Genomic DNA, 11,854 nt, shown 5'->3' with positions numbered 1-11,854 from the left:
CTGTCGTCAGAATCATCCCGAAGACATTCCGAAAAATAAGACGCGCATTATAGCGGCATCACTTTTATGAGTCGAGAACGGTTATCGCGCGTTGCTGCGGCTTTTTTCACAATTCCCGGCTAATTTTTGTCTGAATACTGTACGACTGCCCCAGAATTCAGACAAAACAAAACGGCCCGCAGGCCGTTTTCACATAATCTGTAGCAACATACTGGAAAAGCGTCGGTTGTTGCAAATCCGTTTTTACGCGATGCTTCCCGCCCCACGACACGGAGGCGATGCAAAAATCGTATCCTGCAACGCTTCCCACTCCTTAATGGTGTAGGTATGCAGGGCAAGTGCATGAACGGTTGTGGAAAGCTCCACCGTTAAGGTGCTGTAAATCATCCGATGACGATTCAGAAAACGCTCACCTGTAAAGCGATCGCTAACCAGCACAACCTTAAAGTGGCTTTCAGAACCTGCCGGGACATTGTGACGATAGCTTTCATCCACAACTTCGAGGAACACGGGTTGGAACGCTGCCCTTAATTTTTCTTCTATTTGCTCACGAATCATCATGAAGTTTTTCCTCCGACAACGCTGAGATGTCACCCATCCCTTTAAATACTAGCCGCTTTTACCGCTTTCATTACACCTTAGCAACAAAAAATTAGCGTTTGTCTGATTTTCTCAGCCAAATGGATGAAGTTCACTAAATCCTCACTTCGATTTATTGCAAAAAGTCCGTTTATGGTCTCCACAAAGACATAAAACTGACAACACAATGAATTTACATGCGTTACCCACTTCCCCTCATCGTTGGCGATGTTATGATGGCGGGAATTTTCTCCAACCATACAATTTAGATTCGCTGAGAGCCCTGGCATGTTTAAAAAAATCCTCGTCCCGTTTGTCGCGCTGTTTATGTTAGCTGGATGCGCAACGCCGCCGACCACTATTGAAGTTTCCCCGAAAATTACCCTGCCACAGCAGGACCCGAGCCTGATGGGTGTGACCGTTAGCATCAACGGTGCCGACCAGCGTCAGGATCAGGCGCTGGCAAAAGTTACCCGTGACAACCAGCTTGTTACCCTGACCGCGTCCCGCGATCTGCGCTTCCTGCTGCAAGAAGTACTGGAAAAACAGATGACCGCACGCGGTTATATGATTGGGCCAAACGGTGCTGTTAACCTGCAAATCATTGTTAGCCAGCTGTATGCAGACGTGTCCCAGGGTAGCGTGCGCTATAACATCGCCACCAAGGCAGACATCGCCATCATTGCGACCGCTGCTAACGGCAATAAGATGACCAAAAACTACCGCGCAAGCTATTCTGTTGAAGGCGCACTGCAGGCCTCTAACAAAAATATCGCTGACGCCGTTAACAGCGTGCTGACCGATACCATCGCTGATATGTCTCAGGACACCAGCGTTCACGATTTCATCAAGCAGAACGCTCGTTAATTTCTGCCCATATGGCCCGGCGTTCGTCGGGCCTATAGAAGCCCATGTCCAGTCATTACTTACGTATTTTTCAGCAACCACGTTCAGCTATCCTGCTCATACTGGGATTCGCCTCCGGTTTACCACTCGCACTGACCTCGGGTACGCTTCAGGCATGGATGACAGTCGAGAATATCGATCTTAAAACTATCGGTTTCTTTTCTCTGGTCGGCCAGGCCTACGTGTTTAAGTTCCTCTGGTCTCCGCTAATGGACCGCTACACGCCGCCGTTTTTAGGTCGACGCCGTGGCTGGCTGTTGGCAACTCAGGTGCTGTTACTGATTTCTATCGCCGTGATGGGCTTTCTGGAGCCTGGCACGCAGCTACGCTGGATGGCCGCGCTTGCGGTGGTGATCGCGTTTTGCTCGGCATCGCAGGATATCGTCTTTGACGCATGGAAAACCGACGTGCTACCCGCCGAAGAACGCGGCACTGGCGCGGCTATCAGCGTGCTGGGCTATCGTTTAGGGATGCTGGTTTCCGGTGGGCTGGCTCTGTGGATGGCCGACCGCTGGCTGGGCTGGCAAGGAATGTACTGGCTGATGGCGGCGCTGCTGATACCTTGCATCATCGCTACCCTGCTAGCGCCCGAACCGACTGATGCCATTCCGGTGCCCAAAACGCTGGAGCAAGCGGTTGTGGCCCCGCTGCGCGACTTCTTTGGTCGTAACAACGCCTGGCTAATTCTGCTGCTTATCGTTCTGTATAAGCTCGGGGATGCCTTTGCCATGAGCCTGACTACAACCTTTTTAATCCGCGGCGTCGGATTTGATGCGGGTGAAGTTGGCGTGGTGAATAAAACGCTCGGACTGCTGGCAACCATCGTTGGCGCGCTGTACGGCGGGATCCTGATGCAACGCCTTTCGCTGTTTCGCGCATTGCTGATTTTCGGCATCCTGCAGGGGGCGTCGAATGCGGGCTACTGGTTATTGTCCATCACTGACAAACACATGTTCAGTATGGCCGCCGCCGTCTTCTTTGAAAACCTGTGTGGTGGCATGGGTACGGCAGCGTTTGTCGCCTTATTAATGACGCTGTGCAATAAGTCCTTTTCAGCAACCCAGTTCGCTCTGCTCTCCGCGCTTTCCGCCGTTGGTCGCGTTTACGTTGGCCCGGTAGCAGGTTGGTTTGTTGAAGCGCACGGGTGGCCAACGTTTTATTTGTTCTCTGTGTTTGCCGCTATCCCCGGCCTCATACTGCTGCTGGTTTGTCGTCAGACTCTGGAACATAGCTGGCAAAATGAGAGCTTCATTCCGCGCACGGAATTTCGTAGCGCGTACAGCCTGGCATTAATGACGTTGGTTGCGGGCTGCTGTCTGCTGGTGGTTTGGCTGCTGCTATTAACCATGAACGCGCTGGATTACACCAACTTCTCCTTCCTGCCGGAACTGCTGGAAATCTCGGTGGTGGTCGCGGTCTGCGGGGTCGTTTTTGGTGGATTGCTGGATTATCTGGCACTGCGCAAAACCCGCCTGGCGTAAAAATCCACATTAATATCGCCGTTGTAATCACCCTGCGTAATTATAACGGCTAAATAAACAACAATTACTAAAAATATTATTTGTTATTTTGTGCGCCAAAGAATTTGGAAATTATTGACGCCTTTTATATATACTATTTCCCTTACTCGATTCAGCCACTACAGATTTATTTTTTGCTCTTCAATTGTCTTTTTATTGATAATCAATTGTTAAACAATTGTTTTATTTTCGTATTGGTTATACCAATTGCCCTCAGCACGTCTCCCGCTTGCCCGCTTTCGTTATAACGTGATGTTGCAACAGGTTCTTAAAGTCAAAACGACATATATTGCAACATATGTGACATGCCCGGCAGAACCCAGTAACACAGATCCAAGGATGTTTACAGTAATGTAACCTTCCCGTAAAATGCCCTCACACTTTAAACGCCACCCGGTCCCGTGGAATTGAGGTCGTTAAATGAGACTCAGGAAATACAATAAAAGTTTGGGATGGTTGTCATTAATTGCAGGCACTGCATTACTCAGTGGCTGTAATTCTGCGCTGCTTGACCCTAAAGGACAGATTGGACTGGAACAACGTTCACTGATACTGACGGCATTTGGCCTGATGTTGATTGTCGTTATTCCTGCCATCTTGATGGCTGTTGGTTTCGCCTGGAAGTATCGTGCAAGCAATAAAGATGCGAAGTACAGCCCGAACTGGTCACACTCCAATAAAGTGGAAGCTGTGGTCTGGACGGTGCCGATCTTAATCATCATTTTCCTTGCCGTACTGACCTGGAAAACCACTCACGCTCTTGAGCCAAGCAAACCGCTGGCGCATGACGAGAAGCCCATTACCATTGAAGTGGTTTCCATGGACTGGAAATGGTTCTTCATCTATCCGGAACAAGGTATCGCTACCGTGAATGAAATCGCCTTCCCGGCGAATACTCCGGTTGAGTTCAAAGTGACGTCCAACTCCGTGATGAACTCCTTCTTTATCCCGCGTCTGGGTAGCCAGATTTATGCCATGGCCGGTATGCAGACTCGACTGCATCTGATCGCCAACGAAGTCGGTACTTATGATGGTATCTCCGCAAGCTATAGCGGACCAGGCTTCTCCGGTATGAAGTTCAAGGCTATCGCAACAAAGGACCGCGCCGAATTCGACCAATGGGTTGCTAAAGCTAAACAGTCCACGAACACCATGAGCGACATGGCTGCGTTCGAAAAAGTGGCTGTGCCAAGCGAATACAACCAGGTGGAATACTTCTCCAACGTGAAACCTGATTTGTTTAAAGACGTTATTAACAAATTTATGGCTCACGGTAAGAGCATGGACATGACCCAACCCGAAGGTGAGCACAGCGCACACGAAGGAATGGAAGGCATGGACATGAGCCACGCGGAATCCGCTCACTAAGGGGCCGAGGAAGAATACGATGTTCGGAAAATTGACGCTGGATGCAGTGCCGTTCCATGAACCAATTGTCATGGTTACGATCGCTGCCATTATCATCGGTGGTGCGGCCTTACTGGGCCTAATCACTTACTTCGGTAAGTGGACCTACCTGTGGAAAGAGTGGCTAACTTCGGTTGACCACAAACGCCTTGGCATCATGTATGTCATTGTCGCAATCGTCATGTTGATTCGTGGCTTTGCCGACGCCATCATGATGCGTAGTCAGCAAGCGCTGGCTTCTGCAGGTGAAGCGGGCTTCCTGCCACCTCACCACTACGACCAGATCTTCACGGCTCACGGCGTGATTATGATCTTCTTCGTGGCAATGCCATTTGTTATCGGTCTGATGAACCTGGTGGTTCCGCTGCAGATCGGCGCACGTGACGTTGCATTCCCGTTCCTGAACAACCTGAGCTTCTGGTTCACCGTTGTCGGCGTAATCCTGGTTAACCTGTCTCTGGGCGTGGGTGAATTCGCACAGACCGGTTGGCTGGCGTACCCGCCACTCTCGGGAATAGAGTACAGTCCAAGCGTCGGGGTCGATTATTGGATATGGGCAGTCCAGTTGTCCGGTATTGGTACAACCCTAACCGGGATCAACTTCTTTGTGACCATCATTAAGATGCGTGCGCCAGGAATGACCATGTTCAAGATGCCGGTATTTAGCTGGGCATCGCTGTGTGCGAACATCCTGATTATCGCGTCTTTCCCAATCCTGACGGTTACCGTCGCGTTGCTGACCCTGGATCGCTATCTGGGCACCCATTTCTTTACCAACGATATGGGCGGCAACATGATGATGTACATCAACCTGATTTGGGCCTGGGGCCATCCGGAAGTGTACATTCTGGTTCTGCCGGTCTTCGGTGTGTTCTCCGAAATCGCTGCAACCTTCTCACGTAAACGTCTGTTTGGTTACACCTCACTGGTGTGGGCAACCGTGTGTATCACCGTTCTGTCGTTCGTTGTTTGGCTGCACCACTTCTTCACCATGGGTGCAGGCGCTAACGTAAACGCCTTCTTCGGTATTACCACCATGATTATCGCCATCCCGACCGGGGTGAAGATCTTCAACTGGCTGTTCACCATGTACCAGGGTCGTATCGTATTCCACTCAGCGATGCTGTGGACGATTGGCTTTATCGTTACCTTCTCAGTCGGCGGCATGACCGGCGTACTGCTGGCGGTTCCGGGTGCGGACTTCGTGCTGCACAACAGTCTGTTCCTGATTGCGCACTTCCATAACGTTATCATCGGCGGCGTCGTATTTGGATGCTTCGCAGGTATGACCTACTGGTGGCCAAAAGCGTTTGGCTTCACGCTGAACGAAACCTGGGGTAAACGCGCATTCTGGTTCTGGATCATCGGCTTCTTCGTGGCGTTTATGCCGCTGTATGTGCTGGGCTTTATGGGGATGACCCGTCGCCTCAGCCAGCAGATTGACCCGCAGTTCCATCCGATGCTGGTCGTTGCCGCCTGCGGTGCCGCGCTGATTGCATTGGGTATCCTGTGCCAGCTGATTCAGATCTTCGTTTCTATTCGCGACCGCGAGCAGAACCGCGACCTGACCGGTGACCCATGGGGTGGTCGTACGCTGGAGTGGGCAACCTCTTCCCCGCCTCCGTTCTACAACTTTGCCGTTGTGCCGCACGTTCATGAGCGTGATGCCTTCTGGGAAATGAAAGAAAAAGGTGAAGCGTACAAGCAGCCTGCGCACTATGAAGAAATTCATATGCCGAAAAACAGCGGTGCCGGTATCGTCATTACCGCCTTCGCAACACTGTTTGGTTTCGCCATGATCTGGCATATCTGGTGGCTGGCGATTGCAAGCTTCGCAGGCATGATCATCAGCTGGATTGTGAAAAGCTTTGATGAAGACGTGGATTACTACGTGCCGGTCCCGGAAGTCGAAAAACTGGAAAACCAGCATTTCGATGAGATTACTAAGGCAGGGCTGAAAAATGGCAACTGATACTTTAACGCACGCGACTGCCCACGCGCACGAACACGGGCACCACGATGCAGGCCAGACCAAGATCTTCGGATTCTGGGTCTACCTGATGAGCGACTGCATTCTGTTCTCTATTCTGTTTGCAACCTATGCCGTTCTGGTGAACGGCACCGCTGGTGGCCCAACGGGTAAGGACATTTTTGAACTGCCGTTCGTTCTGGTTGAAACATTCCTGCTGTTATTCAGCTCTATTACTTACGGCATGGCGGCGATCGCCATGTACAAGAACAACAAGAGCCAGGTTATCTCCTGGCTGGCGTTGACCTTCTTGTTCGGTGCCGGATTCATCGGGATGGAACTCTATGAATTCCATCACCTGATTGTTAACGGTATGGGTCCGGATCGCAGCGGCTTCCTGTCTGCGTTCTTCGCGCTGGTCGGCACGCACGGTCTGCACGTCACCTCCGGTCTTATCTGGATGGCGGTGCTGATGGTGCAAGTTGCTCGTCGCGGCCTGACCAGTACTAACCGTACCCGCATCATGTGCCTGAGCCTGTTCTGGCACTTCCTGGATGTGGTGTGGATCTGTGTGTTCACTGTTGTTTATCTGATGGGGGCGATGTAATGAGTCATTCTAACGAGAGCGGCGGCGCATCCCATGGCAGCGTAAAAACCTACATGACAGGTTTTATCCTGTCGATAATCCTGACGGTTATTCCGTTCTGGATGGTCATGACAGGTTCTGCCTCTCCTGCCGTCATTCTGGGAACTATTCTGGCAATGGCAGTGGTACAGATTCTGGTGCACCTGGTGTGCTTCCTGCACATGAATAGCAAATCTGATGAAGGTTGGAACATGACAGCCTTTGTCTTTACTGTGCTAATCATCGCCATCCTGGTTGTGGGCTCCATCTGGATTATGTGGAACCTTAACTACAACATGATGATGCACTAAGAGCGGCGATTATGATGTTTAAGCAATACCTGCAAGTAACAAAACCAGGCATCATCTTTGGCAACCTGATCTCGGTGATTGGGGGATTCCTGCTGGCCTCGAAAGGCAGCATTGATTATCCCCTGTTTATCTACACGTTGGTTGGGGTGTCACTGGTTGTGGCGTCGGGTTGTGTATTTAACAACTACATCGACAGGGATATCGACAGGAAGATGGAGAGGACCAAAAACCGCGTGCTGGTTAAAGGTCTGATTTCCCCTGCGGTCTCGCTGGTATACGCCACCCTGCTGGGTATTGCTGGCTTTATGCTGCTGTGGTTTGGCGCGAACCCTCTGGCCTGCTGGCTAGGGGTAATGGGCTTCGTGGTCTATGTGGGCGTCTATAGCCTGTACATGAAGCGCCATTCCGTTTATGGCACGCTGATTGGCTCACTCTCCGGCGCTGCGCCGCCGGTGATTGGCTACTGCGCCGTAACCGGTGAGTTCGATAGCGGTGCGCTGATTCTGCTGGCTATTTTCAGTCTGTGGCAGATGCCGCACTCTTACGCGATTGCGATTTTCCGCTTTAAGGATTATCAGGCAGCCAACATCCCGGTACTGCCGGTGGTGAAAGGTATTTCGGTCGCGAAGAACCATATCACGCTGTACATCGTGGCGTTTGCTATCGCCACGCTGATGCTAACCCTGGGCGGCTATGCTGGTTATAAATACCTGATTGTTGCTGCGGCGGTGAGTGTCTGGTGGTTGGGCATGGCGCTGCGCGGTTATAAAGTGGAAGATGACAGGGTCTGGGCGCGCAAGCTGTTCGGTTTCTCCATCATCGCCATTACCGCGCTTTCCGTGATGATGTCCGTTGACTTTATGGTGCCAAACTCGCAGAACCTGCTGACTTACGTCTGGTAACGATCTGCTGATACGAAAAGGGTGCCTCCGGCACCCTTTTTTATTGGCAGGGATGTTATTCAGTCATAAAGCCATTTCCCCGCCTTTGCTGACTCTATAATCATCTCTACTGTCAAAGGCTTTAATTCAATTTCAGGAGGATCTTTTTTCCAGAAAGGGTATTCTTGTTCAATATAATTCCTTCCATCAAAGTTCGAATATTCAATATCAAAATGCTCAAATAAATCAGCTAAAAAATCATATGCATCTTCCGGAATAAACTGAAAATCATCCTCCAGGGTCCATTCTTTCGTGACCTGCTTAAGACCAGGCCTAAACCAACGTTCCCTGATTGGGTAATTCTTCATGATGTACTCAATAACTTCAGCTTCATAATTTCTCATCAGAAAGATGTCCACTGTATGCGATCTTTGGGTCGTGCGATGAGGTTGTATTTATCGCGGGTATGTTTTGTCACCGCGAACAAAAGCACGATTAACTGAGCATGCCCGACAAAAGGAACCCAACGGCCTATGTAAGTTGCTATTTGGTTTGTTGGAACCATCTTCAATTTGGAAAACTTCCCCATAGGAGCGTGTAGTCTTAAACCAAACGGGAACCGAGCCCCTTTCAGAAGTTTTCTACATAGAATTGATGCAATACTAGTGCCTGGAGTGTTCGTGGCTGCTGATAGTTTTCCTTTGACAGGAATAAATGGTTGACCGATCAAAACCAGCATAACAGCTTCCGTGGTGATACCTAATGAATCTGCCAACTGCTCAATGAATATCAAATCAAACAGTTCACCCGACGTTACGTTAGCGTGACCATGATACCAATAGGTTCCATTCACCTCTTCAGTTGTGTCCATTCAATCCCCCATTATGCCGTCTGCCGGTCATTCCATGCGTCGGTATAGATAATGTTTCCGTCGCAATGCTTCCAGGTGATTTTTTCGTAGCGTAATTCTATGGTTTCAAGATGGTTATTATTCATGTCCTCTGGACCAGCCATCGAGGGAGAAACGGAGACAATCCGCACCCCTTCCAGAAACATATTGAAGTATTCAACTTCCTGACCGGCATCATTGATTTTGTACCAACGAATCTCTGCAGACTTAAGATTCTGACCAGAAGCGACAGCTTTGTATAAATACGGGCTAGAGTAGTCAAACTCTTTGACGATCATCATCGGTGAATGTTGGCGTGTGCCTGTTGGCTTGCCTGTACCGTTATCAGTGGGAATAGACAAATTGTGATGAAAGCCTTTAAATTCAATACTGTATTCTCTTCCCTTTACATCACACCCGCCCTTAATCAGCGCGCCACCATCGTCATAAATCCACATATTGCCCGGAATCGCCATTTTCCTTTTCCCTCTTTCCATTAGAAATAACCACAAAAAGACTACACCTGTAATTATCACAAGTAAATTAGTTGCAATTGTAATTATTTCGATTTTCCCACTACACAATTCCACATATCGTAGAGGTTTACCGCACTCCTTCCCCGCTTTACACTAGGCGCGAAATTAATACAGAGGTGGGAATGAACGATTACAAAATGACGCCCGGTGAGTTGCGCGCCACCTGGGGTTTAGGGACCGTATTCTCGTTGCGCATGCTTGGCATGTTTATGGTTCTGCCGGTTCTGACCACGTACGGTATGGCGCTACAGGGGGCCAGCGAAGCGCTGATTGGCCTTGCCATTGGCATTTATGGTCTGGCGCAAGCCGTTTTCCAGATCCCCTTTGGTCTGCTTTCTGACCGCATCGGTCGTAAGCCGCTTATCGTCGGCGGGCTGGCGGTGTTCGTTCTCGGCAGCGTGATTGCCGCACTCTCCGATTCAATCTGGGGCATTATTCTCGGTCGCGCTTTGCAAGGCTCTGGCGCGATTGCCGCCGCCGTGATGGCGCTGCTTTCCGACTTAACCCGTGAGCAAAACCGTACTAAAGCGATGGCGTTTATCGGCGTCAGCTTTGGTATCACCTTCGCCATTGCGATGGTGCTAGGACCGATCGTTACCCATGCGCTGGGGCTACACGCGCTGTTCTGGATGATTGCAGCTCTTGCAACCACCGGCATCGTGCTAACCATTTGGGTCGTTCCCAATAGCACCAGCCACGTGCTGAACCGCGAATCTGGCATGGTAAAAGGCAGCTTCAGCAAAGTGCTGGCGGAGCCCAAACTGCTCAAGCTCAACTTTGGCATCATGTGTCTGCACATTTTGTTGATGTCCACTTTCGTCGCTTTACCGGGCCAACTGGCGAAAGCCGGTTTCCCCGCCGCAGAGCACTGGAAAATTTATCTGGTGACGATGCTGCTGTCCTTTGTTTCCGTGGTGCCGTTCATCATTTACGCAGAAGTGAAGCGGCGGATGAAGCGCGTATTCCTCGCCTGCGTGTTACTGATCCTTATCGCAGAGATTGTATTGTGGAGCGCTAACGTGCGTTTTTGGGGGCTGATTGCGGGCGTTCAGATATTCTTCCTCGCCTTCAACCTGATGGAGGCCCTCCTCCCCTCGCTTATCAGCAAAGAGTCTCCGGCTGGCTATAAAGGCACGGCGATGGGCGTTTACTCCACCAGCCAGTTTCTTGGCGTGGCGATTGGCGGTTCGCTCGGCGGTTGGGTGGTCGAAATGTTTGATGGTCAGGCGGTATTCCTGGCCGGCGCGCTTCTGGCGGCAGTTTGGTTGTTGGTGGCAAGCACAATGAAAGAGCCGCCATATGTCAGTAGCCTGCGAGTGGAAATCCCGCCTGAGATTGCCGCAGATGACACCCTAAAGCAGCGTCTGCTGGCTAAAGAAGGGATAAGCGAAGTGTTAATTGTTGCGAAAGAGCATTCGGCTTACGTGAAAATCGACAGCAAAGTGACGAATCGATTTGAGGTTGAACAGGCCATCAGCCAGGCGTGAAGAGTGCCAGATGGCGACTATCGTTTGATCCAGCCTACAAATAGCGTGTGCAACCTGTAGGCCGGATAAGCGTAGCGCCATCAGGCATTACGACTTAATCGCGGAAGTTCTTAAACTGGAACGGCTGGCCGAGATCGCCGCCGCGAACCAGCGCCATAACGGATTGCAGATCGTCACGCGCCTTGCCGGTCACGCGGATTTCTTCGCCCTGAATTTGCGCTTGCACCTTCAGTTTGCTGTCTTTGATCAGCTTAACGATTTTCTTTTGCACCGCGCTTTCAATGCCCTGTTTCAGCTTAGCTTCAACAAACCAGGTTTTACCGCTATGCACGAAGGTTTCTGGTACGTCCAACGAAGTGCCTTCAATACCACGTTTCAGCAGCTTGGCACGTAAAATATCCAGTAACTGATTGACCTGGAAATCAGACTCGCTTAGCACCTTAATCGTCTTATTCGACTCGTTCAGCTCAAAAGTCGCTTCAACGCCACGAAAATCAAAGCGTGACTCCACTTCGCGGCTGGCGTTATCTACCGCGTTACGGGCTTCCTGAAGATCAACTTCAGAAACAATATCGAAAGATGGCATCTTTTCCTCTCCCTTCATTTTTGATGCGAAGCATAATACCTGCAAAGTTACACAACAGACAGCGCTATACTAGGCTGTATCCTTTAATTGTACGTGGTACTGATACCTGCGAACAATAATGGGGTACGGCCGATATGGATTAACACCTGGTGATGTTG

13 protein-coding genes are annotated in these 11,854 nt (G+C 50.4%); 8 read left to right on the top strand and 5 right to left on the bottom strand.

Going from position 1 to position 11,854, the window contains the following annotated elements:
* Nucleotides 1–243: 243 nt before the first annotated feature.
* Nucleotides 244–561, bottom strand: a complete 318-nt coding sequence (gene bolA, locus GPJ68_RS05910; RefSeq protein WP_016152051.1) for a transcriptional regulator BolA — start codon at nt 559–561, stop codon at nt 244–246.
* A 306-nt stretch (nt 562–867) separates the two neighbouring features.
* On the opposite strand from bolA, the gene GPJ68_RS05905 reads away from it, so the two are divergent.
* From GPJ68_RS05905 to cyoE, 7 genes are all read left to right on the top strand, one after another.
* Complete coding sequence (locus GPJ68_RS05905) at nt 868–1,446, top strand: lipoprotein (RefSeq protein WP_016152050.1); 579 nt, start codon at nt 868–870, stop codon at nt 1,444–1,446.
* A gap of 44 nt (nt 1,447–1,490) precedes the next feature.
* Nucleotides 1,491–2,966 (top strand): muropeptide MFS transporter AmpG, encoded by a 1,476-nt coding sequence (gene ampG, locus GPJ68_RS05900; RefSeq protein WP_104651303.1) that lies wholly within the window; start codon nt 1,491–1,493, stop codon nt 2,964–2,966.
* A gap of 459 nt (nt 2,967–3,425) precedes the next feature.
* Entirely contained in the window at nt 3,426–4,373 is a 948-nt protein-coding gene (gene cyoA, locus GPJ68_RS05895) for a cytochrome o ubiquinol oxidase subunit II (protein WP_003847580.1), read from the top strand.
* A 19-nt stretch (nt 4,374–4,392) separates the two neighbouring features.
* Nucleotides 4,393–6,384 (top strand): cytochrome o ubiquinol oxidase subunit I, encoded by a 1,992-nt coding sequence (gene cyoB / locus GPJ68_RS05890; RefSeq protein ID WP_003831008.1) that lies wholly within the window; start codon nt 4,393–4,395, stop codon nt 6,382–6,384.
* Complete coding sequence (locus GPJ68_RS05885; protein WP_003831007.1) at nt 6,374–6,988, top strand: cytochrome o ubiquinol oxidase subunit III; 615 nt, start codon at nt 6,374–6,376, stop codon at nt 6,986–6,988. Before cyoB ends, GPJ68_RS05885 begins: the two co-directional genes overlap by 11 nt.
* The gene (locus tag GPJ68_RS05880; protein ID WP_003831006.1) at nt 6,988–7,317 is read left to right on the top strand and encodes a cytochrome o ubiquinol oxidase subunit IV; all 330 of its coding nucleotides are present in this window, start codon (nt 6,988–6,990) and stop codon (nt 7,315–7,317) included. Before GPJ68_RS05885 ends, GPJ68_RS05880 begins: the two co-directional genes overlap by 1 nt.
* Before the next feature lie 11 nt (nt 7,318–7,328).
* Complete coding sequence (gene cyoE, locus GPJ68_RS05875) at nt 7,329–8,219, top strand: heme o synthase (protein ID WP_003831005.1); 891 nt, start codon at nt 7,329–7,331, stop codon at nt 8,217–8,219.
* 59 nt (nt 8,220–8,278) lie between these two features.
* Here the strand turns inward: cyoE and GPJ68_RS05870 are convergent, their stop codons facing one another.
* From GPJ68_RS05870 to GPJ68_RS05860, 3 genes are read right to left on the bottom strand one after another with little or no spacing between them, the layout of a single operon-like run.
* Nucleotides 8,279–8,602 (bottom strand): DUF1493 family protein, encoded by a 324-nt coding sequence (locus GPJ68_RS05870; protein WP_016152048.1) that lies wholly within the window; start codon nt 8,600–8,602, stop codon nt 8,279–8,281.
* Nucleotides 8,602–9,069, bottom strand: a complete 468-nt coding sequence (locus tag GPJ68_RS05865) for an STM2901 family protein (RefSeq protein ID WP_019076163.1) — start codon at nt 9,067–9,069, stop codon at nt 8,602–8,604. Before GPJ68_RS05865 ends, GPJ68_RS05870 begins: the two co-directional genes overlap by 1 nt.
* 11 nt (nt 9,070–9,080) lie before the next feature.
* The gene (locus GPJ68_RS05860) at nt 9,081–9,563 is read right to left on the bottom strand and encodes a type VI secretion system tube protein TssD (protein WP_016155861.1); all 483 of its coding nucleotides are present in this window, start codon (nt 9,561–9,563) and stop codon (nt 9,081–9,083) included.
* A 182-nt stretch (nt 9,564–9,745) separates the two neighbouring features.
* Between GPJ68_RS05860 and GPJ68_RS05855 the strand changes: the two genes are divergently transcribed.
* Nucleotides 9,746–11,110, top strand: a complete 1,365-nt coding sequence (locus GPJ68_RS05855) for an MFS transporter (RefSeq protein ID WP_016152045.1) — start codon at nt 9,746–9,748, stop codon at nt 11,108–11,110.
* 94 nt (nt 11,111–11,204) lie between these two features.
* Here GPJ68_RS05855 and GPJ68_RS05850 read toward each other — a convergent pair whose 3' ends face one another.
* Nucleotides 11,205–11,696 carry a YajQ family cyclic di-GMP-binding protein gene (locus GPJ68_RS05850; RefSeq protein WP_003831002.1) on the bottom strand — a complete coding sequence of 164 codons (492 nt, stop codon included), beginning with the start codon at nt 11,694–11,696 and terminating at the stop codon, nt 11,205–11,207.
* Between the last annotated feature and the right edge of the window lie 158 nt (nt 11,697–11,854).

This window comes from Citrobacter sp. 172116965 (assembly GCF_013458095.1).
Classification (GTDB): Bacteria; Pseudomonadota; Gammaproteobacteria; order Enterobacterales; family Enterobacteriaceae; genus Citrobacter; species Citrobacter braakii.
This window is presented reverse-complemented; position numbering and strand designations above follow the sequence as displayed.